This is a genomic window from Rhizobium mesoamericanum STM3625 (genome assembly GCF_000312665.1).
Lineage (GTDB): Bacteria > Pseudomonadota > Alphaproteobacteria > Rhizobiales > Rhizobiaceae > Rhizobium > Rhizobium mesoamericanum.
The window spans coordinates 3,385,815-3,408,392 of the sequence record NZ_HF536772.1 but is presented as its reverse complement, the minus strand read 5'-3'; the positions used below and the strand labels follow the sequence as shown (position 1 = coordinate 3,408,392).

The following is a 22,578-nucleotide window of genomic DNA, read 5'->3' as shown; positions in this document are numbered from 1 at the left end:
GGGCGCTCACCGCAGCTTGACCACGGCCTTCAGATAAAGGTTGCGTTACCGCAGCGCAGACCTCGCACAGGAGCAAATTGCGCTCCATGGCTCGGCACGGTATCCGGCAATATCGTCTGTACGATAGAATTCTGCGGGTACGATAGAATAACGATGGCGGGCAAGTGACGACGCCTGCCGGCGTCAACAACTCTCTGCGGGGTCGGGGAGCCTTGATAGGCCGCCGCTCCCGTCGATAATTTTAACGGATTGCGGCCAACGAAGGAGTGCCGCCTCGCCGGCCGGTGTCAGGACATAGACCCCCTTCTCCCGCCGGTCAAACCAGCCATAGACGTTGCCTAGTAGGATCTTCCCCGCATCCGGCACCATCATGCTCATATCGCGCGGTCGCACCAGACCCTGCTGGAGCGCGGCCGCACAGATCAACGCGCGCTGGCGATAGGCTGTCATGACAGGCGCACGCGAGCCACCGCCGACAGCGGGATCGCCGCGCCGGCGCTGATGCTCCCTGACCAACCTCGACCGGCGTTTCGGATTGGTGCGAGGCATCGGCGAGACCGAACTGACGATGACGCTGACCTGGCCGGCATCGGAAACTCCGAGCATGCCGATCCCCAGCCGCCGGCAAAGATCGCGATAACGCTTGTCGGCCTCACGCCCGCGACCCTTGGCGGAAACACGGGCGGCGATCCACACTTCATCGCTCATCGCGGCTCGATCGACCGCTTGCAGGATGAGCTCGAGGTTGAAGCTGAGCTTCAGTTCGCACACCACGACGACGGGCGGCTCGCCTTCACTCAGGCCCACGATATCGCAGCCGTCGATCTCGCCTTTGACGACATAACCTGCTGCCTCGAGGAAGCCCTTGACCGGCAGATAGAGCGAGGTTTCCATCGCGTAGCCGCTGAGTATCGTCAGGCCGCCTTCGTCTTTGCCTTGCGGGATAGATGCGCAACGACGTTCTCGATCATCCGCATGCCGGCGTCACCACCAAGGGTCATGATCGATTCCGGGTGGAACTGCACGGCGGCGATCGGCTCCTTCTCGTGCTCGATGCCCATGATCGTGCCATCCTCGCTTTCCGCCGTGATGATGAACTCACGCGGAAGTGTCGAGGGGTCGGCAAAGATTGAGTGATAGCGCCCGACCGTCACTTCCTTACCGAGGCCCGAGAATACGATTCCGGGCTCCAGCACACGGATGCGCGAAGGCTTGCCGTGCATCGGCAGCGCCAGATGCCGCAGTTCGCCGCCGTAGGCTTCTGCGAGCGCCTGCAGCCCTAGGCAGACGCCGAAAATCGGCAAGTTACGCGCTCGCGCCTTCTTGATCGTCGCCTTGCAATCGAAGTCCTTTGGATTGCCGGGACCTGGCGACAAAACGACGAGATCGGGATCCAGCCGGTCGAAGACTTCCTCCGGCACTGGCGTACGGACGGTGGAAACAGTTGCCCCCGTCTGGCGGAAATAATTGGCGAGCGTGTGGACAAAGCTGTCTTCGTGATCGACCAGCAGGATATTGACCCCCTTGCCGACGGCAGCAACGTCGCGGCCGACCTTGCCGGAGTTGCCGGCCTTTGCATCGCGGATGGCAGAAAGCATGGCGGAGGCCTTCAGTTCGGTTTCGGCTTCTTCTTCGTGCGGATCGGAATCGTTGAGCAAGGTTGCCCCTGCCCGGACCTCGGCAATGCCGTCCTTGATGCGAACCGTGCGCAGCGTCAGGCCGGTATTCATGTCGCCGTTGAAGCCGACCATGCCGATTGCACCGCCGTACCAGGCGCGCGGGCTCTTCTCATGGCTTTCGATGAAGCGCATGGCCCAGAGCTTCGGCGCACCGGTGACCGTCACCGCCCAGGCGTGGCTGAGGAAGCCATCAAAGGCATCCATATCGTCGCGAAGTCGGCCCTCGATGTGGTCGACGGTATGGATCAGCCGCGAATACATCTCGATCTGCCGGCGACCGATGACCTTCACCGAGCCCGGCTCGCAAACGCGGCTCTTGTCGTTGCGGTCGACGTCCGAGCACATCGTCAGCTCGGACTCGTCCTTCTTGGAATTCAACAGCTTCAGGATCTGCTCGCTGTCGGCAATCGGATCGTCACCGCGCTTGATCGTGCCTGAAATCGGGCAGGTCTCGATCCGGCGCCCGGAGACGCGCACGAACATTTCGGGCGAGGCACCGACAAGATATTCCTGGTTGCCGAGATTGATGAAGAAGGAATAGGGCGACGGATTGATTGCCTTCAGCCGCTTGGAAATGTCGGAGGGCTTGCTGTCGCAGCGCTCCATGAACTTCTGGCCCGGAACCACCTCGAAGAGGTCGCCCTTGCGGAAGCTCTCCTTCGCCTTGACGACGAGGTCGGCATATTCGCCGGGGCGATGATCGCTCTTCGGTGGAATGGCGTCGGTACGCTGGAACGGCTCGGCCGGAATGTCGCCGGCCTTGCCCACCGTCGACAACCCGCCCCTTTCAAAGTCGTAGCGGTCGATCCAGGCCTTGGCCGAATAGTTGTCGACAACGAGAATTTCGTCCGGAAGATAGAGCACCATGTCACGCTGATCGGACGGGCGCGTCAGCTTCAGGTTGATCGCATCGAACTGGAAGGCGAGATCGTAGCCGAAAGCGCCATAAAAACCGAGGTTGGCATCAGCCTGCGAATAAAAGAGGTCGGTGATGGCGCGCAGCACGGTGAAGACGGTTGGGATCTTCGAGCGCTCTTCCTCGGTAAAGGCGCGTTCCGGCGTTTTCACCGTCAGGTCGAGACGACGTGTCGTGGAAGCGCCAAGCACGAGATCGGAAATCGCCTTCAGACGCTCGGCGATGAAGGAGAGGATGACCTCTCCGCGCTCGTTGTAAGCCTCGATCCAGACCTCGCGGCCATGGCAGGAGACCCCCAGCGGCGGGTCGACGATGGCAGTGTCCCAACGGGTGTAGCGGCCCGGATATTCGTAGTTCGACGAGAAGACGGCGCCACGGCGCTCGTCGAGCTTGTCGACATAGGACGACACTGCATCGGCATAGGGAATTGCCCGCCGCTGCCGGGTGACCGATATGCCGCCCTTGGTCTCGTAGATTTCTGCTCCGTCATCCCGAAGGATCGTTACCATTGTTCCACTCCGTTATCGGGCCCGGATGACAGGCAGCCTTGAAAACAAAAAAGCCGCCTGGCGTTTTCCGGGCGGCTCACTCGTCGTCTTTGGACACGATTGGTCGAGGCCGCCTCAGCGAGCCCACCACCAAACTGCAATGTTCAAGGACGTGGTCATGGGCGGAATTGTTAGCGTGAGATCGGGCCAAGCGCAAGAGCCTGAATCCGGCAATGAAGAAGGGCGGCGCAACGGCCGCCCTTCGCATCGGGATTGCCGGTTCAGAACGTCGCCTTCGCAGTAACCATGAAGGTACGACCGCGACCCGTGTCAATCGTCGTACTCTGGATCGTGCTGGATGCCGGCGTGTATGTCTTGTCGAAGACGTTCGTCACGCTCGCCGTCAATTCCAAACCATTCTCCCACTTGTAGTTGGCAAAGAGATCAACGACGCCGTAGCCGCTCATGAACCGCGGACGTCCGGCATTCGTTGCATTGATTTGCCCGATGTCGGCCCTTCCGGCGGCAAAGAGGCGGGTGCCTATCGTCAGGCGCTGATCTTCAAGGAAGCGGCCGCCGAGAGTAGCGCTGAAGATGTTTTCCGGAAGATAGCTCTGCACACCGAAGCCGTTGATCTGCGATGGCAGATCGGTATTCGTGTGGGTATAGGCGAGATCGCCAAAGACGAAGCCCGCGTCGTACGCCGCCTGAACCTCGATGCCACGAACGTTCGACGTGCCGGGATTGTTGACGAAGAAGGTCTGCCTGCCCCCCGCGGCAAAGGCCCCGGTGATGTAGTTATCGATGTTGTCGTTGAAGTAGTTTGCCTTGAAGCGGAAACTGTCGCCGGCATCCAGAATGCCATCCACCTTGATGTTTGCACCGACTTCCCAGCCCTTGGAGGTTTCCGGCTCAAGGAAGGGGTTCGGAAAAAAGCTCTGACCGGTAGATCCGGGGTGCGTGCCGCCAGCAAAAGTTTCGTTGATGGTCGGTGCGCGCTGGGTTTCCGCGTAGGTGACATAAGGCTGGAACCAGTCCGTCGGGTTCAGAGCGAAGGTGACACTTGGGTTAAGTCGTCCGTCGGATTTATCGACGGTGTATGCACCGGCCGGCATGCCGAGCGGGTTGCTGGCAACAACCGAACCGGCACCGTCAAGATCGAAGCGATCATAGCGAAGCCCAAGCGTCAGGTCCGCCATGCCATAAGTCAGCGTGGTCGTGTCGAAGACGCCAAACATGCCGCTCTTGCCATCACCGTTGACACCACCAGAGGGCTGGGTCCGGCTGTTGATTACGTCGTACTTGTCGTGGAAATACTCCACACCGTAGTTGGTGGAGACAGCCACGTCGCCGACGTCGAATTTGGAGCTATTGGAGACGTCAAAGCCAATCCCGGTATCGGTAATGCGGCGACCGGCAGCCGCACCGCCGCCCGTGGCGTTCGTGTCGTACCTCATCTCAAGCCGGTTGTAATAAAAGTTCGTTTTGAAATCGATCAGCTCGTTGTCGCCGGGCGTGTAGGCGTAGCTTGCGGCAAATGTCTTGTTCTTCACGTTCTGGAAGTAGGAATTGGCGAAGAAGTCGTTGTCGTAGGTAATGGCGCCGAGCCTGATCGTGTTTTCCGCATTCGGCGTAATTTCAGCCTTCAGCATGCCAGAAAGAAGATCCTGCTCGGTGAAGGGCACAGTAACGCCGTCCCCGTTCTCGTAGTTGCCGGGATCGCTCTTGCTGATACCGCCTAGGACGGCAAAAACATCATTGAACCGATAGGCGCCAATGGCCGCTTCGGACCAACCAAGTTCGTTGGTTCCGACCGTCGCCGAGACGATACCACCGTAATTCTTGTCACTCTGGATCAGATCATCGATCTCATAGGTGCGGAAATTGACTGTCCCTGCCAGTGCACCGCCCCCGATGCCGGTGACTGCGCCGCGCGTCACGTCAATGCCTGCCAGGAAGGCTGGATCTATATAGGTAAAGCCCTGCGCTTCGTGCCCGGTGAAACGGAAGTTCTGGCGCACTCCGTCGATCGACATGTTGACGCGGCCTGAGCCTTCGAAGCCACGGATATTAACGGCAACACCGGGATTCTGAGGATTGTTGGCCGTGGACGTTCCAGGAACACCGCGCAGCAGATCATCTGTACCCTGCCCTGCCTGGAGGTTGATCTGGTCCGCCGTGACCGTGCTCGAGGGACCTTTGTTGTAGGGATCGTTTGCCGCCTGACGGTTGCCTTTCACGATGATCGGCGAGAGGAACGTATCAGCTTCATTTTTCGCCTTCTGCTCTTCTGACGTCTCAGCAGCCGAAGGCGCGCTTTGTGCCAAAGCGGCGACGGAAGGCATAATGATGGCGAGTGCAGTGCAGGCAAGTAGAACCGAGCGCGAATGCCGGACGATCATGAAAACAACCCCTTGAGAGAATGTCACCGGGCTGGCTGGTCGTGACGCGGCTGCGTTTTCGATGGGCTGGCTAGGCATCAGGCGAAGATTTGTCGCCTTCTTTTTGGCACATAAAAAACATGAGTATTACTGTCAATATACCGGGGAATGTTATCTTGATTTTATGGCTCATATTTTCACCGCAGCGATCAACGTTGCGATATTGCAACGAAAATCGCATCCATACGTTCTCCTTCCGCAGCGAATGTACAACGGGTGGATGCGTGAAGAAGATTGCCGTGATTCTGGCAGCGCTCAGCTGCATCGGACTATTGGCGAGCGCCAGCCTACCGAAGACAGGCCCCCAGCCGCAAATCCGACCTGTCGAACCCGGCTCGTCCCCCCAGGCTCCAACGCCTTCCCCGAAGCCTGAATCCAAGTCTGAACCCAAGCCTGAACCCAGGCCTGAACCCAGGCCTGAACCTAAGCCTGAACCCAGGCCTGAACCCAAGCCGGATCGGCCCGATGCGGGAGCAGCATCGAGCGAGCCGCCAGCGACCGACACGTCTACCGAGCCCGAGAAGCAAGGACCGAAGCTCCCCTCTCAGCAAACCCTGGAGGAGCAGCATCTGACAGTCGCAGCAGAAAGTGACGAGGTACATTCCGAATGTATCAAAGAGCTGCAGGCCCTTGGCGTAGCCTTCAAGGACATATCGCGGATCGACGATGGCAATGGCTGCGGCATCGACAAACCAATCAAGGTCACCGAAGTGCTACCGGGCATCAAGATCAAGCCGGACGCGGTGTTTCGGTGTCAAGTCGCCCTCGCTCTTGCGCGCTGGATGAAGGAGAGCGTAATCCCCGCGGCAAGCGTGGCTGCGGCAAATCAGGGCCGCATCGTCGCGGTCAACCAGGCATCATCCTATGTCTGCCGCCTGCGCAACGGTGCAGAAACCGGCAAGGTTTCCGAGCACGCGCGCGGCAATGCAATCGACATTGCGAGCTTCAGTTTCGAAGAGGGCAAGGACATCGCGGTTTTGCCGCGCAGGGAGGATCCAACGCTGATCGGAGCCTTCCAGCGGACGATCAGCGCCGCTGGTTGCCTCTATTTCACAACAGTGCTGGATCCTGAAAGTGACGCAGCCCACGAAACGCACTTTCATCTCGATGTCCTGGAGCGAAACGGGGGATATCGCTACTGTCACTAAGCTGCGTACGTCTCTCTGGCGCCTTGCGAAAACCCGATCTTGTTTTCGCACCGATCGGACCCAGCCAGCGCAACCACTCTAGAGGTTAATTTGCCGCATCAATCGCCCCGCCGCGTGCAGATATAGGGTTTCTTGATGCAGGCGATTTTCGGGGTCGAGCAAGCCGCTTTACCATCAACGACGGCACAAATCGAACACTGATCACTAAATTCCGTGCAGTCGGGATTGCTCTTCATGAAATCGGCCATGCTCACGCCAGCCGCCGGCTCGTTGGCCACAACGCTGTTTGTGATCAGCAAAGGTACAAGTGCCACGGCCAAGACATAGCGCCGGATAAAACCAAAGAGCGACATTGTCGTTTCCAATCCAGGCCAGATGATCCACGAAATTCCCCGCGTTGCGGAGAGATTCAAAACAGTCCCTCAATATAACCCTGATCATTCAGGAATATCCGCTCGGCGGAAGGCGATCTCGGCAAGCCGGGCATGGTCATGATCTCGCCAGTAATGGCGACGACGAAGCCGGCGCCAGCCGAGAGGCGCACTTCGCGAACCGGCACGATATGCCCTTCCGGCGCACCCCGCAGGTTCGGGTCGGTCGAAAAGGAGTATTGTGTCTTCGCCATGCAAACCGGCAGGTGCCCGTAGCCTTGTTCCTCCCAGGCCAGTAGTTGGTCGCGCACCGCCTTGTCAGCGGTCACCTCCCCTGCATGATAGATCTTCGAAGCCACGATCTCGATCTTCTCGAATAAGGGCACATCGTCGGGATAGAGAGGCTCAAATCTCGACTGCCCCGATTCCGCGAGTTCGACCACCTTGTAGGCGAGCTCCTCGATCCCAGCAGAACCCTCGGCCCAGTGCCGGCAGAGGATCGCCTCCGCTCCCAGGCGCGAGACATATTCTTTGACCGCTGCAATCTCCGTGTCCGTATCCGAGACAAAGTGATTGATGGCGACGACGACGGGAACGCCGAACTTGCGAACATTGGCGATATGGCGACCGAGATTGGAGCAGCCCTTCTTCAGTGCGGCAACATTCTCGGTTCCAAGGTCGTCCTTCTTCACCCCGCCATTCATCTTGAGCGCACGCACCGTCGCAACGATGACAGCCGCATCCGGCTTCAGTCCAGCCTTGCGGCACTTGATGTCGAAGAACTTCTCTGCCCCGAGATCCGCCCCGAAGCCTGCTTCGGTCACGACATAGTCGCCGAGCTTCAACGCCGTTTTCGTGGCGATAACCGAGTTGCAGCCATGGGCAATATTGGCAAACGGCCCGCCGTGCACGAAGGCGGGATTGTTTTCCAGCGTCTGGACGAGGTTCGGCTGCATGGCGTCCTTCAGGAGAACCGCCATTGCCCCGTCCGCCTTCAGGTCACGGGCAGAAACGGCCGACTTGTCGCGACGGTAGCCAATGATGATGTTGCCGAGGCGTTCCTCCAGATCCTCGAGATCCTCGGCGAGGCAAAGAATCGCCATCACCTCGGAAGCGACGGTGATATCGAAGCCGTTCTGCCTGGGAAAGCCGTTGGCCACGCCGCCAAGTGAAGAGACCATCTCGCGCAGGGCCCGATCGTTCATGTCCATCACGCGACGCCACGTGACGCGCCTCAGATCGATGTCCTGCTCGTTGCCCCAATAGATGTGATTGTCGACCATCGCGGCGAGCAGATTGTGGGCCGACGTGATCGCGTGGAAATCGCCGGTAAAATGCAGGTTGATGTCTTCCATAGGGATGACTTGCGCATAACCGCCGCCGGCCGCGCCGCCCTTCACGCCGAAACAGGGTCCAAGCGAAGCCTCGCGGATGCAGACGATCGCCTTCTTGCCGATCCGGTTCAGCCCGTCGCCCAGACCGACGGTCGTCGTCGTCTTGCCCTCACCGGCTGGGGTCGGATTGATGGCCGTGACCAGGATCAGCTTGCCATCGGGCTTCTCTGCCTGCGCGGCGATGAATTGCGCGCTGAGTTTGGCCTTGTCATGCCCATACGGCGCCAACTGCCCGGCCGGAATACCAAGCTTCGCGCCGATTTCGAAGATCGGCTTTTTCTCGGCCGCGCGCGCAATCTCGATGTCGGATTTGTGTACTGCCATCCCCGTTTCACCCGCTGTCCTTTATGCTCGATCCGAGCCATATTTGTTTCAACGAGATAGCGAAATATGCCAGGACTGTGAATAGCGCACTGGTTGCCCAGTCTTGTCCAGGGCCCTATTCGTCGGAAACCTATTCTGCACGTTGTGAGGACAAAACATGAAATCATTCGAACTCGTCGTCGAGCGCATCATCCTTTCGAGCCGCTGGATACTCGTTGCTTTCTATGTTGGGCTCGCCCTGGCACTCGCCATTTATGCCGTCGCTTTCGGTTATAAATTCCTGAAGATCGCCGGTGGAGTGTTCATCCTCGACGAAAGTGAAATGATCTTGGCGATGCTCGGCCTTATCGATGCTGCTCTCGTCGCAAGTCTTATCGTCATGGTGATGATCTCCGGCTATGAGAACTTCGTCAGCCGCTTTGACGAGGCAGAGGCCGACATTTCCTTTATAGGCAAGCTCGACGCCGGAAGCCTCAAGATCAAGGTCGCCTCCTCGATCGTGGCAATTTCGTCGATCCACCTGCTGCAAGTATTCTTGAACACCGAGCAATATACGGACAGCAAGATCATGTGGCTGACCGCCATGCATCTGGCATTCGTCGTCTCAGCGGTCATGCTCGGCATCCTCGAGCAGCTGACAAAAAAATCAGAGGCGGCGCCAAAACCCGGCGACGATATGATTCGCAGGCGTGCCTGATCCCGCCATTTTATCCGGACACTGCTGCCCGTCCTATCGTACCCGCATCCAGGTGATGCGGGTACCATCTCCTTGGGTTGCGTTTCGAACAAAGGCAAACGCAACCATAAGCCGATCCCTGTGGTTAAAGTAATACATTTGAAATTAATCACTGCGCGCCGCACCGTTTCGCACTAGCAAATATATCAGTTTGCATATTCTATTGCGCTGAAATGAAGGTAAGCAGGGACGCATTGATGTCTTACATGACTACCTCCGATAGGCAGATGTCTCTTGCCACGGAGATCTCAACTGCCAATACGAGGGCCGAATTCGCAGACGTTCTCGTCAGAGTAGCGCGCGCCTACGGCTTCCTGCATTTGACCTTGATGTATGCCCCTGCTCCAGAGAGCATTCTTCTCCAGGCCCTCGTTATCGAAACGTCTCTTCCCTCAGCATACTTCAGCCAGTTCGACCGCGCCAAAATCATGCGTTCTCCCATGCTCGCAGCCGGGATGGGCGCGTCTTGTCTACCGCGCGGTTGGGCCCTTTCCGATAGCGCCACAACAAATGTTTTCCCTGATGAGTTGAGCAAGCTGCTGCGCGCGTTCAATATCCCGACAAGCGTGGTCGTGCCCGGTTACACCGGGGACGGCGAACGCGTTCTGTTCTGGTTGGGCGGCGACCGGCCTTTACTAAGCCAAAGCGAACTCAACGAAGTGACGGTGGTGACACTCCACCTGCTCGACGCCTTTAACCGCATAAAGAAATCGACGCCCACAGAGCACGTGCCACTTTCTGCTCGCGAACGCGAAGTCATTCGCTGGACGGCACAAGGAAAAACGTCGATCGAAATCGGCCAGATCCTTTCGCTGTCGGATCACACGGTGAACGCCTACATGACGAGCGCCATCAGAAAGCTCGACTGTGTCAACCGAACGCAACTTGTTGCCAAGGCGATCCGGATGAAACTGATCAACTGAACAAGCCGCCTAGCGATCGAGCACCGAGCGAATTTCGACGAGGTTCGAGCGGACACGAAGAATGTAGAAGCCCATCGTCGCCAAATGGCTCGGCATGATCCATCCGTCCTCGCGACCATTGGAAATGATTGCGGGCTGGATCCGCAACGCGGCCTGAAACTGCCTCGTTGTCGCAGCAAAAATCGCGCCCAGATTGCGCTCGGCCACAACTTGAGAGAAGTCGGACTGGGCTGCAACAAGAATTGCATAGTAAGCATAGAGCTGACCGTATGCGAACCAGAAGCGATCGTCCGCGCGTGTATCGAACCAGCCGCGGTGATGGTTCTGCGAACGGTCGGCAAGGACATCGGAGGTGCTGCCGAGATCGTTGGCGATACGGTCGATGAACTGGATCAGGTTATCAGCGCGGCCATCGAAGATCGCATTGCAGGCGGCTAGGTCAGTATTGAACTTGCGCAGGCTTTCGAGAGCAGAGCGATAATAGCTTGGCGTCGGCGTTTTCGGCCCGAACGGATCCAGTCCGAAATACCAGCTGTATTCATCGAACTGCAGGTTGCCGCGCGCCTTCTGCAGATCGTTGTTGATCCCCGACGTTCCACGCACGCGCCCAAGCGTATCGACAAGTTCGATCGAGGTGCGGCGGACAGCCTGGTTCACGCCACGCTGAAACGACGCCTTGTTGTCGAGAAACGGCGTGTGATCCCAGTCGATCCCGAAGAAGCCGAGACGATAAAGGAGCATGGATGATATCCATGCATTCTGGTTGACGTTGAAGTCCGTCAGGTCGGCCGCGACATCGACAATGGCCGAGCGCTGGCAAGTCTTGGCCGTAGCCGCGACGTCCGTTGACGGCAGTTCCTGTCCGGCGGCAACCTTGCGTTCAGAAAGTTTGTATTCACTCACGAAGGACGGGTTAAAGCCGGACCAAACCTGGGTCTGCCAGATGAAATAGCAATAGAGAATCGCAAGCAACCCGACCAATCCAAGGATTGGCAAGCGCACCATCCAGGTCCGCTTAACATACCAGCCGCGGGCGGCGATAAATGGCCAGAAAGCCCAGGCAAAGAAGATCCGCGCCCCGCGTGCGATGGTCCGGCCGATCAACCTGAAAAACCCGGCGATCTGGTCGAGCATCGTCTTCTCCTTGTCATGACGGACGAACATTGTCTGGGCACTGACATATGCGCTTGCTTTTCGAAGGACAATATCGTGCTGATTATTATTGTTTCTTCGGCGCGAGGCTAGGATCTGAGAAAACGCAAGCGCAGACGCCTGGACATTTTTGTCGTATCGACGATCGCTCCGCGCGCGCTTTCCTCGGGATCCTGCCGGAAGGCCTCGAACTTATTCGCGAAGACGGCGTCGGCGGCCCTCTTGCGATGCTCCAGTTCCTGCGGCACCAGCATATTGCGTTCAAACAATTCAATCGGACCGGCGATTGCTGGAAAGAGGTCCGCTGAAATCTGGACCTTTGACCCAGGGATGTCGGTGTCCACCTGTGCCTGATAGATCAGCAGCCGCTCTTCAGTATCGATCACCATCTTGCGCGTCAGGGCATTGCATTGACCAACCTGGGCATTCAGCGCGTCGACGAAGACTTGGAAGAGATTGATAAAGCGCTCGCGGCGCTGGCTGTCCTCGCGCATTCCATGTTCTTCGTCGGCAACGCGGTCGGCTTCGCTCTTCAGAGCGCGCCGCTCTTCTTCCATGCGCTCCCATTCAGCCCTACTCCCATAAAGGCCTATCCTGCCTTGCGTCGTCAGCGCCTTGGCGTTCAATTCCCGAATGCGAAGGCGGGCCAGATCGATCCTGTCGACAAGCCGACGGCGCTGCTCGACAACACCGATCAACCGATGTTCGCCCAACTTGTGAAAGTCGATCGCGATTGTCCGGTAACTCGCAATGACGGCAGCGGTTTCGTTCGACTTCACCAGAAGATCGCGCAGCCGCTCCACAACAGGGGCGGCGCGCACCCGCGCGCCATGGCGACGCCACATCCGCTGACGCGAGAAGCGACCGATGAATTTCTCGCCCGTCGTGAGGCCCCGGAAACCGTCGAGATCCGCCGAAACCTTAACCGTCATCGCGTCGAGGAAAGATACGAGTTCTGCAAGAAGATTGGTCAGGCTCGCGCCGTTTGTGACAAACGCCAGGAAACGGCCGTTCTCGACAAGGAAGCGTTCATCGTCGACGGCCGCACCCTGGCGTGCAAACTCGCCGACGAAATCGACGCAGACCCTGGCTTCAAGACGCAACTGTTCGACAAGCGCGCGCGCCGCATCCAGCTCGGTGTCGAAGGAGAAAGGCTTGCGCACCGGGACGCCTCCATCAAATCGGTCATGAATCGGTTATTGCGAAACTAACGCACAAACTGAGAAACCGGAATCGATTTGAGGAATGCTCAGACCGCTTCGGCGAGCCATTGCCCGTTCATGGCATCATCCCAATGGCGCCGGCAGAGCGATACGTACTTTTCATTACCCCCGACGTCGATCTGCGCACCCTCGCGCAGCACCGTTCCCTCCGCGTCGAGACGCACCACCATCGTCGCCTTACGTCCGCAATGGCAGATGGTCCGCACTTCGCGCATCTCGTCGGCGATCGCGAGGAGTTCCTCGGACGCCGGAAACAGCTTTCCCTGGAAATCGGTTCTCAGGCCGTAAACCATGACCGGAATGTTCATCCGGTCGACGATCCGGGCAAGCTGCCAGACATGTTCGCGTGTCATGAAATGAGCTTCGTCGACGAAGACGCAAGCGATTGGCTCCCCCACCTTGCCAAGTTCGCCGATCAAGGCCTGCAAATCCGCTTCTGGTTCGAAGGCGATGGCGCTCGCCTGGAGCCCGATCCTCGAGCCGATGATCCCCTTTCCGGCGCGCTCGTCGAAGGCCGCGATCAGCAAAACGACACGCATGCCACGCTCCTCGTAGTTATAGGAGGCCTGCAGTAGCATCGTCGACTTGCCGGCGTTCATGGTCGAGTAGTTAAAATAGAGTTTTGCCATCGTTTTCTCCGTCTTTCGCTTCTTGGAAGTTAGAAACTGCGAAGAAAAGTGCCTCCTCTCGATAATCACAGGAAATTCACGTTCGAAAATCGGCAAAACCCTTGAAAATTCGGCATTCGGGAAAAATGACCAGACGTCGCAATCGGGTACTGCAATGCGGCGCAAACACACTCAAGTCGCTTGTAAAACTCGGCTATTGGTGATTGGCTTGGGAACGTAAGACTGGGAGTCTATAAATGAAAATAACAAGCGCATCCAAACTGATTACTGCCACCGCAGTTGCTGCCCTTTCCGTCGCAACGGCAACATTCGCAGCAGACCCGGACAGCTGCTCCACCGTCCATTTTTCGGACGTCGGCTGGACGGATATCACCTCCACCACCGCAACCGCAGCAGTCGTCCTGAAGGGTCTTGGCTACACCCCCGACGTCAAGGTTCTCTCCGTGCCGGTTACCTACCAGTCGCTGAAGAACAAGGACATCGACATCTTCCTCGGCAACTGGATGCCGACGCAGGAAAAGGACGTTCGCCCTTTCCTCGACGACAAGTCGGTTGAATCCTTCGGCCCGAACCTCGTCGGCGCAAAATACACGTTGGCGACAAACGCCAAGGGCGCTGAGCTCGGCATCAAGGATTTCAAGGACATTGCCGCTCATAAGGACGAACTCGACGGCAAGATCTACGGGATCGAGCCCGGCAACGACGGCAACCGCCTCGTCATGGACATGATCGACAAGAACACCTTCGGCCTCAAGGGCATGGAACTTGTTGAATCGTCCGAGCAAGGCATGCTGGCGCAAGTCGCCCGCACGGAGAAGGAAGGCAAGCCGGTCGTCTTCCTCGGCTGGGAACCCCATCCGATGAACGACAACTTCAAGCTTACCTATCTGACCGGCGGCGACGACATCTTCGGGCCGGACTTCGGAGGAGCCAAGGTCTTCACCAACGTTCGTGCGGGTTACCTTGCCGAATGCCCGAACGTCGGCGCCTTGCTCAAGAACATGGTGTTCTCGCTTAAGATGGAAAACCAGATCATGGGCAAGATCCTGAACGATGGCGAAGAGCCGGAAAAGGCTGCCTCGGAATGGCTGAAAGCCAATCCGTCCGCACTGGAACCGTGGCTCGCCGGCGTGAAGACGCGCGACGGCAGCGGCGATGGCCTCCCGGCCGTCAAGAAAAGCCTCGGTCTCTGATATCGAAAGCGGGGTAGCTTAAACCGCCCCGCTCCCGTTATCATCGCAATTGTTGTTGTTTCTTTCTGGATAGGCGAGCCCTTGAACTGGATCACCGACGTTAAAATTCCCATTGGCGCATGGGCGAAAGCTTTCGTGGATTGGCTGACTTCGAACGCCGATTGGTTCTTCAACCAGCTTGCCTTCGTTCTCGCGCACGTCATCAGCGGCCTGCTTTTCGTTCTGCAGAAGCCACATCCGTTGATCGTCGTGCTTGGGATCAGCGCGATCGCCTACTGGCTCCGCCGCTCGATCGTCGTTGCGCTCTTTACCGGTCTTGGGCTCCTGTTCATCATGAACCAAGGTTACTGGAAGGAAACGACGGAGACGCTGGCACTGGTTCTCGCCTCCACATTCGTCAGCATGATCGTCGGCATTCCGCTTGGCATCGCGGCTGCTCGGCGCGCCTGGGTCTATTCCGCGCTGCGGCCGATACTCGACTTGATGCAAACCATTCCGACATTCGTCTATCTGATTCCAGCTCTTATCCTTTTCGGTCTCGGCATGGTGCCTGGCCTGATCGCAACCGTCATCTTCGCGATCCCCGCACCCATTCGCCTCACCCGTCTCGGCATTATTTCGACGCCACCTTCCCTGGTCGAAGCTGCCGAATCCTTCGGCGCCACACCGATGCAGGTCTTGCGCAAGGTCGAGCTTCCCTATGCCATGCCACAGATCATGGCGGGCCTGACGCAGACGATCATGCTGTCGTTGTCCATGGTTGTGATCGCCGCACTCGTTGGCGCTGACGGTCTCGGCGTTCCGGTGGTTCGCGCATTGAATACCGTCAATGTCGCCAAGGGTTTCGAGGCAGGCCTCTGCATCGTCATCCTCGCGATCATTCTTGACCGAATGTTCCGCACGGCGGGCGAAGGAGATGGCGTATGACAGCGGTTCACTTCAACAATGTCAGCATCGTCTTCGGCGACAAGCCGGAAAACGCTCTCGCTCTGGCCGATCAGGGTAAGAACCGCGACGAGATCGGTGCTGCGACCGGCCTTGTTCTCGGCGTCGCGGACGCCTCGCTCTCCGTCCAGGAAGGCGAGATTCTCGTCCTTATGGGTCTTTCGGGCTCCGGCAAGTCGACCCTGCTGCGAGCCGTCAACGGGCTCGCGCCCGTCGTGCGCGGCGAAGTTTCGGTGGCAACGCCGAACGGTCTCTGTAATCCTTACAAGACCACCGCGAAAGGCTTACGCGATCTGCGCATGCATACCGTGTCGATGGTCTTCCAGCAGTTCGCGCTGTTGCCATGGCGCACCGTGGCGGAGAATGTCGGCTTCGGCCTCGAGCTCGCGGGTATGCCGGAAGCCGAACGCAAGAAGCGCGTTGGCGAACAGCTCGAGCTTGTCAATCTGACCAAATGGGCCGACCGCAAAGTCAACGAGCTGTCCGGCGGTATGCAACAGCGCGTTGGCCTTGCCCGCGCCTTTGCGACCGGTGCGCCGATCCTTTTGATGGACGAGCCGTTCTCGGCGCTCGATCCTCTGATCCGCACACGCCTGCAGGATGAGCTTCTCGAGTTCCAACGGCGCCTGAAGAAGACCATCCTCTTCGTCAGCCACGATCTCGACGAAGCCTTCCGCATCGGCAACCGGATCGCCATCATGGAAGGTGGACGCATCATCCAGTGCGGCACGCCGCAGGAGATCGTCAAGAACCCTGCCGACCAGTACGTCGCCGACTTCGTGCAGCACATGAACCCGATCAGCATGCTGACGGCGCGAGACGTGATGCAGACCGGTCTCGGTCACGCCGCCGCAGGCGCCAGCGTCAGTGGCACGGCACGAGCCGAAACGCCGCTCATCGATATCCTCGATGCCCTTTCACGCCAACCTGGCAGCATTGGGGTTGTCGAAAACGGCGCGATCGTCGGCACCATTTCGGCGCAAGACGTCGTCGAAGGTCTGACACAGCATCGACGCAAAGAAGAGGCTTGATCCCGCCGCCCGCTTCCGCCACAAAGTGGACATGAAAGATCAAGCTTCCGTTCTCAGGGAAACGGACGGAGAAGCCCGCAAGCTCGCTCGCACGCTTCTCCGCTCCGCACGTTATGCCGCAATCGCCGTTCTCGATCCCGAAAACGGCTTCCCCTTCGCCAGCCGGGTTCTCCTCGGCACCGACATCGATGGCGTTCCCGTCATTCTCGTCTCAGGTCTGTCAACGCATACCCGCGCGCTCGATGCCGACCGCCGCGCCTCGCTTTTAACCGGGGAGCCCGGCAAGGGCGATCCGCTTGCCTATGCGCGCCTGACGACCCAATGCCTGGCCGAACCGGTCGAGCGCGACAGCGAGATCCACGCCCGGATACGCAGCCGTTTCCTCAACCGCCACGCCAAGGCGAAGCTCTACATCGACTTTCCCGACTTCCGTTTCTTCCGACTTGTGCCGCGGTCAGCAAGCCTCAATGGCGGTTTTGGTCGCGCCTATATTCTGGAAGGCGATGACCTGACGATTCGATCTCCTGGCAACAAAGCCGTAGCGGCGAAAGCCGACGCGATAGTGCAAGAATTGCTAGCTGAGCGTCCAGATCTCGCAACGACGGCCGCAGCGGGACTGAAGGCCGGCGACGGCGATTGGCGCATTTGTGGAGTGGATTGCGCCGGTTTCGATCTGATTTCGGGTGATTTGCTTCTGCGATGCGAATTCGATACCGTTGCGCAGGGTGTCGACGACGTTCATTCACATATACGTAACATAAAATACGCAATACCTGAAATTTAGCTATATACAATCTTGACGCGGTATTGATAGTTTCCGCCGTCCGGCATTGAGCGGGAACATGCGCTTTTGAAATTAGTTTCACATCGGAAAGAAGATATGGACACAATCGATTTAACCGCCAATGCAAACGTTGCCGCTGCCCTTTTGTCGGCGATGGCAAATCCGAAAAGGCTTCTCATTCTCTGCAACCTCGTCAAGGGCGAAATCCCGGTCGGTGCGCTGGCTCAAGAAGTCGGCCTCAGCCAGTCCGCTCTCTCGCAGCACTTGTCCAAGCTGCGCGCCCAGAAACTGGTAAAGACGCGCCGCGACGCCCAGACCATCTACTACTCAAGCAATTCCGAGCCGGTTCTCAAGATCCTCGAAGCTCTCACTGACATCTATGGTGTTCAAAGCCGCGCCAAATCTGCGGCGTAAGGATGCGCTGACATAATGTCGGCCTATAAGCCGCACTGCCGAGGAATGCGCCCGGAATAGTGCGGCACCTTATTTCAGTACGTCTGTATACTCCTAGACCGGCAGGAATGCCGGTCTATTTTTTTCACGCCCTCCGCCGCTACGATGGCCCGACGACAACGTCCACGGCTTGACGACCGGAGAAGCGCTGATAATTTGACCGGGCAGTAAAAATCCGCCTCAGTCAATACCGGGAACGGCCTCCGAAACGGCCATGGAGAACAGCATGTCCAACCGCCTCAATACCACTCCAAACGACCTGCGGGCCTTTTGGATGCCCTTCACGGCGAACCGCCAGTTCAAGAAGGAGCCGCGCCTCTTTGTCAGCGCCAAGGACATGTACTACCAGACCCATGACGGCCGTCAGGTGCTTGATGGCACCGCCGGCCTCTGGTGCGTCAATGCCGGACACTGCCGGCCGAAAATCACCGAGGCGATCCGCGAACAGGCCGGCGAACTCGACTATGCCCCGGCCTTCCAGCTTGGCCATCCCAAGGCCTTCGAACTGGCGAACCGCCTTGTCGACATCGCGCCGGAAGGCATGGATCACGTTCTCTACACCAATTCGGGGTCTGAATCGGTCGAAACGGCGCTGAAGGTCGCCCTCGCCTATCATCGCGTGAAGGGCAACGGCTCGCGCTTCCGCCTGATCGGCCGCGAACGCGGCTATCATGGCGTCAATTTCGGCGGCATTTCCGTTGGCGGCATCGTCTCCAACCGCAAGATGTTCGGTACCCTGCTGACCGGCGTCGATCACATGCCGCACACCCATCAGCCGGGCAAGAACGCCTTCACCCGCGGCCAGCCCGAGCATGGCGGTGATCTGGCGAGCGAGCTTGAGCGTATCGTCACCCTGCACGACGCTTCGACCATTGCGGCTGTCATCGTCGAGCCGATCGCCGGTTCGACCGGCGTCCTGATCCCGCCGAAGGGCTATCTGCAGAAGCTCCGCGAACTCTGCACCAAGCACGGCATCCTGTTGATCTTCGACGAAGTCATCACCGGCTTCGGCCGCCTTGGCGCCCCGTTCGCCGCGCAGTATTACGACGTCAAGCCTGACATGATCACCACCGCAAAGGGCCTGACCAACGGCGTCATTCCGATGGGCGCGGTCTTCGTGACCGCAGAGATCCACGATGCGTTCATGAGCGGCCCGGAGCACATGATCGAGTTTTTCCACGGCTATACCTATTCCGGCAATCCGATCGCCTCGGCGGCCGCACTTGCCACGCTCGACACCTACAAGGAAGAAGGCCTTCTGACGCGCGCCGCGGAACTCTCCGACTACTGGGCCGATGCGCTGCATTCCTTGAAGGATTGCCCGAATGTCATCGATATCAGGAACACCGGCCTGATCGGCGCCATAGAGCTCGACCCGATCGCTGGCGAGCCGACCAAGCGCGCCTTCACCGCCTTCCTAAAGGCCTATGAAAAGGGCCTGCTGATCCGCACGACCGGCGATATCATCGCGCTCTCGCCGCCGCTGATCATCGAGAAACACCACATCGACGAACTCTTCGGAAAACTGCGCGAAATTCTGCAAAACAACATCTAAACGACGCGTTTTCGGGCCCGTTTTTGCCAAAACAGGCAAAAGAGGGCCCTATTTCTTTATCTTCTTGCGAAATCCGCGCTAAATTCCTAAGAAACTTCCTACGCACCCGCCGAAGCCAAACATGGCAGGCGGATGCTTTGGCCGCGCGGCCGCTGATCGCCTCTTGGCGCATCCCGCAAGGGCTGTTGTGCGATCTGGGCTCACCGCTGCGGTACTTACGTCGCGGGTTTGGAACCCACCCAAGGAGAAAGAAAATGAGTCTGAAGACTTTGTCGGCGGCCCTTGTCGCCTCGCTTGCCTTTGCGCCGCTCGCCCATGCAGATATCACCATCGGCCTCATCGCGCCGCTGACCGGCCCGGTTGCCGCCTATGGCGATCAGGTGAAGAATGGCGCGCAGGCCGCTGTTGACGAGCTGAACAAGAAGGGTGGCATCCTCGGCGAGAAAGTCATTCTCAAATATGCTGACGATGCGGGCGAACCCAAGCAGGGCGTTTCGGCCGCAAACCAGCTCGTCGGCGACGGCATCCACTTCGTCGTCGGCCCGGTCACCTCGGGTGTCGCAATCCCGGCTTCCGACGTTCTCGCCGAAAACGGCGTCCTGATGGTCACCCCGACGGCAACCGCTCCCGATCTCACCAAGCGTGGCCTCGCCAACGTCCTGCGCACCTGCGGTCGTGACGACCAGCAGGCCGAAGTCGCCGCCAACTACGTTCTGAAGAACTTCAAGGACAAGCGCGTCGCGATCATCAACGACAAGGGCGCCTACGGCAAAGGTCTGGCGGATGCCTTCAAGGCCACGCTGAATGCCGGCGGCATGAAGGAAGTCCTCGACGACTCGCTGACCCCTGGCGACAAGGACTTCAGCGCGCTCACCACCCGCCTCAAGGCTGAGAACGTCGATGTCGTCTATTTCGGCGGCTATCACCCGGAAGGCGGCCTGCTGGCGCGCCAGTTGCATGACCTCTCCGTCAAGGCGACGATCATCGGCGGCGATGGCCTCTCCAACAGCGAGTTCTGGAACATTGGCACCGACGCAGCCGGCGGCACGATCTTCACCAACGCCGTGGACGCAACCAAGAGCCCGGACTCCAAGGCAGCAGCCGACGCGCTGAAGGCCAAGGGCATCCCGGCCGAAGCCTTCACGCTCAACGCCTATGCCGCAGTCGAAGTGCTGAAGGCAGGCATCGAGAAGGCAGGCAGCGCCGAGGATTCCGAAGCGGTTGCCAAGTCGCTGAAGGGCGGCGAGCCGATTCCGACCGCAATCGGCAAGCTGACCTACGGCGAGACCGGCGACCTGACCTCGCAGAGCTTTGCGCTCTACAAGTGGGAAGGCGGCAAGATCGTTCCGGCAGAATAAGCATTCGATCTCCCGACTTGATCACCGGGCGTTCCTCTGGGGCGCCCGGTTTTCGTTTATGGACCTGCGGCGAGCCGATCTCGCTTTGTCAGACACATGGGTTATAAGTGGTAAAACGCCAGAACGGGGATGCCCATGACCGCCAAGCTCGAACGCCTTATCGACCAGGGAACAGGCCGCCTGCCGGCTGATATCGTGCTGAAAGGTGGACGTTTCTTCGATCTCGTGACCGGGGAACTTGTGGCGTCGGATGTTGCGATCAGCCAGGACCGCGTCGTCGGCACATGCGGCAACTACGCTGGCGAAACCGAAATCGACATCTCGGGAAAGATCGTGGTCCCCGGCTTCATCGACACGCATCTCCATATCGAGTCGTCGCTGGTGACCCCGCACGAGTTCGACCGCTGTGTTCTGCCTTATGGAGTGACGACCGCCATCTGCGACCCGCACGAGATCGCCAACGTTCTCGGCACCGAAGGCATTCAGTATTTTCTGGATTCCTCGCTCGAAACGATCATGGACATTCGCGTCCAGCTCTCCTCCTGCGTACCCGCCACGCATCTGGAGACGTCGGGCGCCGATCTGCCGATCGAACGGCTCCTTCCCTTCCGCCATCATCCTAAGGTGATCGGCCTTGCCGAATTCATGAACTTCCCCGGTGTGATCCACAAGGATCCCATCTGCATGGCGAAGCTCGATGCCTTCCAGGGCCAGCATATTGACGGCCACGCCCCGTTGCTCTCGGGCAACGAGCTCAACGGCTATCTCGCCGCCGGCATCCGCACCGAGCACGAATGCACGAGCGCTGACGAAGCGCTGGAAAAGATCCGCAAGGGGATGCACATACTCGTGCGCGAAGGTTCCGTGTCGAAGGATCTCGCGTCCCTGATGCCCATCATCACCGAACGTCTTTCGCCGCATCTTTCCCTCTGCACGGATGACCGCAACCCGCTCGACATCGCCGAACAGGGCCATCTCGACTACATGGTCCGAACGGCGATCAAAAACGGCGTCGAGCCGCTTGCCATTTACCGCGCTGCATCGATTTCAGCCGCCCGCGCCTTCGGCCTGAGAGATCGTGGCCTCGTCGCCCCCGGCTGGCGCGCCGACCTCGTGGTCATCGACAGCCTCGAAAACTGCCGCGCTGCTCTCGTCTTTGCAGCCGGACGTCGGGTAACGGCAGAGCTCTTCGCCACTCGCAAGCCAGTCGAGCCGGTCGGCCTTGACAGCATCAAGGCTCGACCCGTCACCGCTGCCCAGTTTGGCGTTCCGGTCGCGGATGGTGAAACCCCGGTGATCGGCGTCACCCCCGGCAAGATCATCACGGAACATCGCCGCTACCGGCTGCCGGTGAAAGGCAACCAGACCGACGTCGATCTCGGAAACGACATCATCAAGGTCGCCGTCATCGAGCGGCACGGCAAGAACGGCAACCATGCCAACGGCTTTGTTCAGGGCTTCGGCCTGAAGAAGGGCGCGATCGCCTCGACCGTCGGCCATGATAGCCACAACATCTGCGTCGTCGGCGTCAGCGAGGACGACATGGCGCTAGCTGCCAACCGCCTCGGCGAAATCAAGGGCGGCTTCGTGGTGGTCGAGGATGGCAAGGTCACCGGCGAGATCGCCCTGCCCGTCGCCGGCCTGATGAGCCTTGAACCTTATGAGACAGTGCGCGACACGCTCCATCGTCTGCGCAAGTCCGCCTATGCGCTCGGCACGACGCTGGAAGAGCCCTTCCTGCAGGTCGCCTTCCTGCCACTGCCTGTTATACCGCACCTGAAGATCTCGGATCGCGGAATGGTCGATGTCGACGAGTTCGCGCTGATCGGATGAGC

The 22,578-nt window shown here is 58.9% G+C and carries 19 protein-coding genes; 11 read left to right on the top strand and 8 right to left on the bottom strand.

Features of this window, described 5'->3' with window-relative positions; all coding sequences use genetic code 11:
* Nucleotides 1-183: 183 nt before the first annotated feature.
* The 3 genes from BN77_RS16710 to BN77_RS16700 all read right to left on the bottom strand — a co-directional run bounded on the left by BN77_RS16710 (nucleotide 184) and on the right by BN77_RS16700 (nucleotide 5,485).
* Nucleotides 184-894, bottom strand: a complete 711-nt coding sequence (locus tag BN77_RS16710; protein ID WP_007534000.1) for a DUF2161 domain-containing phosphodiesterase — start codon at nucleotides 892-894, stop codon at nucleotides 184-186.
* A 20-nt stretch (nucleotides 895-914) separates the two neighbouring features.
* Entirely contained in the window at nucleotides 915-3,104 is a 2,190-nt protein-coding gene (locus BN77_RS16705; RefSeq protein WP_007533998.1) for an anthranilate synthase, read from the bottom strand.
* 260 nt (nucleotides 3,105-3,364) lie between these two features.
* A complete protein-coding gene (locus BN77_RS16700) occupies nucleotides 3,365-5,485 on the bottom strand; it encodes a TonB-dependent receptor domain-containing protein (protein WP_007533995.1) in 2,121 nt (706 codons plus the stop codon).
* A gap of 263 nt (nucleotides 5,486-5,748) precedes the next feature.
* Between BN77_RS16700 and BN77_RS16695 the strand changes: the two genes are divergently transcribed.
* Nucleotides 5,749-6,672, top strand: coding sequence for an extensin-like domain-containing protein (locus BN77_RS16695; protein ID WP_040677301.1), 924 nt, complete (start codon nucleotides 5,749-5,751; stop codon nucleotides 6,670-6,672).
* A 98-nt stretch (nucleotides 6,673-6,770) separates the two neighbouring features.
* Here BN77_RS16695 and BN77_RS16690 read toward each other — a convergent pair whose 3' ends face one another.
* A complete protein-coding gene (locus BN77_RS16690; RefSeq protein ID WP_007533991.1) occupies nucleotides 6,771-7,025 on the bottom strand; it encodes a hypothetical protein in 255 nt (84 codons plus the stop codon).
* A gap of 56 nt (nucleotides 7,026-7,081) precedes the next feature.
* Nucleotides 7,082-8,761, bottom strand: coding sequence for a formate--tetrahydrofolate ligase (locus tag BN77_RS16685; RefSeq protein WP_007533989.1), 1,680 nt, complete (start codon nucleotides 8,759-8,761; stop codon nucleotides 7,082-7,084).
* A gap of 157 nt (nucleotides 8,762-8,918) precedes the next feature.
* Between BN77_RS16685 and BN77_RS16680 the strand changes: the two genes are divergently transcribed.
* Nucleotides 8,919-9,458, top strand: coding sequence for a TIGR00645 family protein (locus tag BN77_RS16680; RefSeq protein WP_007533987.1), 540 nt, complete (start codon nucleotides 8,919-8,921; stop codon nucleotides 9,456-9,458).
* 236 nt (nucleotides 9,459-9,694) lie between these two features.
* Nucleotides 9,695-10,420 carry a helix-turn-helix transcriptional regulator gene (locus BN77_RS16675; RefSeq protein ID WP_007533985.1) on the top strand — a complete coding sequence of 242 codons (726 nt, stop codon included), beginning with the start codon at nucleotides 9,695-9,697 and terminating at the stop codon, nucleotides 10,418-10,420.
* A 9-nt stretch (nucleotides 10,421-10,429) separates the two neighbouring features.
* Here BN77_RS16675 and BN77_RS16670 read toward each other — a convergent pair whose 3' ends face one another.
* The 3 genes from BN77_RS16670 to BN77_RS16660 form a co-directional block, all read right to left on the bottom strand.
* Nucleotides 10,430-11,554 carry a DUF2333 family protein gene (locus BN77_RS16670; RefSeq protein ID WP_007533983.1) on the bottom strand — a complete coding sequence of 375 codons (1,125 nt, stop codon included), beginning with the start codon at nucleotides 11,552-11,554 and terminating at the stop codon, nucleotides 10,430-10,432.
* Between the two features lie 107 nt (nucleotides 11,555-11,661).
* Complete coding sequence (locus BN77_RS16665) at nucleotides 11,662-12,735, bottom strand: hypothetical protein (RefSeq protein WP_007533981.1); 1,074 nt, start codon at nucleotides 12,733-12,735, stop codon at nucleotides 11,662-11,664.
* Nucleotides 12,736-12,821: 86 nt separating this feature from the next.
* A complete protein-coding gene (locus BN77_RS16660) occupies nucleotides 12,822-13,424 on the bottom strand; it encodes a thymidine kinase (RefSeq protein WP_007533979.1) in 603 nt (200 codons plus the stop codon).
* A 236-nt stretch (nucleotides 13,425-13,660) separates the two neighbouring features.
* Here BN77_RS16660 and BN77_RS16655 point away from each other — a divergent pair, with 236 nt between their 5' ends.
* The 8 genes from BN77_RS16655 (at nucleotide 13,661) to ade (ending at nucleotide 22,576) form a co-directional block, all read left to right on the top strand.
* Nucleotides 13,661-14,617, top strand: a complete 957-nt coding sequence (locus BN77_RS16655) for a choline ABC transporter substrate-binding protein (protein WP_007533977.1) — start codon at nucleotides 13,661-13,663, stop codon at nucleotides 14,615-14,617.
* Between the two features lie 81 nt (nucleotides 14,618-14,698).
* On the top strand, nucleotides 14,699-15,544 hold the full coding sequence (gene choW / locus BN77_RS16650; protein ID WP_007533975.1) for a choline ABC transporter permease subunit: 846 nt from the start codon (nucleotides 14,699-14,701) through the stop codon (nucleotides 15,542-15,544).
* Nucleotides 15,541-16,593 (top strand): choline ABC transporter ATP-binding protein, encoded by a 1,053-nt coding sequence (gene choV / locus BN77_RS16645; protein WP_007533973.1) that lies wholly within the window; start codon nucleotides 15,541-15,543, stop codon nucleotides 16,591-16,593. The genes choW and choV overlap by 4 nt, the downstream gene beginning before the upstream one ends.
* A 31-nt stretch (nucleotides 16,594-16,624) precedes the next feature.
* A complete protein-coding gene (locus BN77_RS16640; RefSeq protein ID WP_007533971.1) occupies nucleotides 16,625-17,377 on the top strand; it encodes a HugZ family pyridoxamine 5'-phosphate oxidase in 753 nt (250 codons plus the stop codon).
* A 96-nt stretch (nucleotides 17,378-17,473) separates the two neighbouring features.
* Nucleotides 17,474-17,791, top strand: a complete 318-nt coding sequence (locus BN77_RS16635) for an ArsR/SmtB family transcription factor (RefSeq protein ID WP_007533969.1) — start codon at nucleotides 17,474-17,476, stop codon at nucleotides 17,789-17,791.
* 265 nt (nucleotides 17,792-18,056) lie between these two features.
* Nucleotides 18,057-19,385 carry an omega-aminotransferase AptA gene (gene aptA / locus BN77_RS16630; RefSeq protein ID WP_007533967.1) on the top strand — a complete coding sequence of 443 codons (1,329 nt, stop codon included), beginning with the start codon at nucleotides 18,057-18,059 and terminating at the stop codon, nucleotides 19,383-19,385.
* Nucleotides 19,386-19,639: 254 nt separating this feature from the next.
* Entirely contained in the window at nucleotides 19,640-20,743 is a 1,104-nt protein-coding gene (locus BN77_RS16625; RefSeq protein WP_007533965.1) for a branched-chain amino acid ABC transporter substrate-binding protein, read from the top strand.
* Between the two features lie 135 nt (nucleotides 20,744-20,878).
* Nucleotides 20,879-22,576: an adenine deaminase gene (gene ade / locus BN77_RS16620; protein WP_007533963.1), complete on the top strand. Its 1,698-nt coding sequence runs from the start codon at nucleotides 20,879-20,881 to the stop codon at nucleotides 22,574-22,576.
* Nucleotides 22,577-22,578 lie beyond the last annotated feature (2 nt).

Coding starts and splice junctions, on each gene's coding strand:
- choV (WP_007533973.1), top strand. CDS start 15,541: ATGACAGCGGTTCACTTCAACAATGTCAGCATCGTCTTCGGCGACAAG.
- BN77_RS16635 (WP_007533969.1), top strand. CDS start 17,474: ATGGACACAATCGATTTAACCGCCAATGCAAACGTTGCCGCTGCCCTT.
- BN77_RS16710 (WP_007534000.1), bottom strand. CDS start 894: ATGGAAACCTCGCTCTATCTGCCGGTCAAGGGCTTCCTCGAGGCAGCA.
- BN77_RS16625 (WP_007533965.1), top strand. CDS start 19,640: ATGAGTCTGAAGACTTTGTCGGCGGCCCTTGTCGCCTCGCTTGCCTTT.
- ade (WP_007533963.1), top strand. CDS start 20,879: ATGACCGCCAAGCTCGAACGCCTTATCGACCAGGGAACAGGCCGCCTG.
- BN77_RS16670 (WP_007533983.1), bottom strand. CDS start 11,554: ATGCTCGACCAGATCGCCGGGTTTTTCAGGTTGATCGGCCGGACCATC.
- BN77_RS16660 (WP_007533979.1), bottom strand. CDS start 13,424: ATGGCAAAACTCTATTTTAACTACTCGACCATGAACGCCGGCAAGTCG.
- BN77_RS16705 (WP_007533998.1), bottom strand. CDS start 3,104: ATGGTAACGATCCTTCGGGATGACGGAGCAGAAATCTACGAGACCAAG.
- BN77_RS16675 (WP_007533985.1), top strand. CDS start 9,695: ATGTCTTACATGACTACCTCCGATAGGCAGATGTCTCTTGCCACGGAG.
- BN77_RS16680 (WP_007533987.1), top strand. CDS start 8,919: ATGAAATCATTCGAACTCGTCGTCGAGCGCATCATCCTTTCGAGCCGC.
- BN77_RS16685 (WP_007533989.1), bottom strand. CDS start 8,761: ATGGCAGTACACAAATCCGACATCGAGATTGCGCGCGCGGCCGAGAAA.
- BN77_RS16690 (WP_007533991.1), bottom strand. CDS start 7,025: ATGTCGCTCTTTGGTTTTATCCGGCGCTATGTCTTGGCCGTGGCACTT.
- BN77_RS16655 (WP_007533977.1), top strand. CDS start 13,661: ATGAAAATAACAAGCGCATCCAAACTGATTACTGCCACCGCAGTTGCT.
- BN77_RS16640 (WP_007533971.1), top strand. CDS start 16,625: ATGAAAGATCAAGCTTCCGTTCTCAGGGAAACGGACGGAGAAGCCCGC.
- aptA (WP_007533967.1), top strand. CDS start 18,057: ATGTCCAACCGCCTCAATACCACTCCAAACGACCTGCGGGCCTTTTGG.
- BN77_RS16700 (WP_007533995.1), bottom strand. CDS start 5,485: ATGATCGTCCGGCATTCGCGCTCGGTTCTACTTGCCTGCACTGCACTC.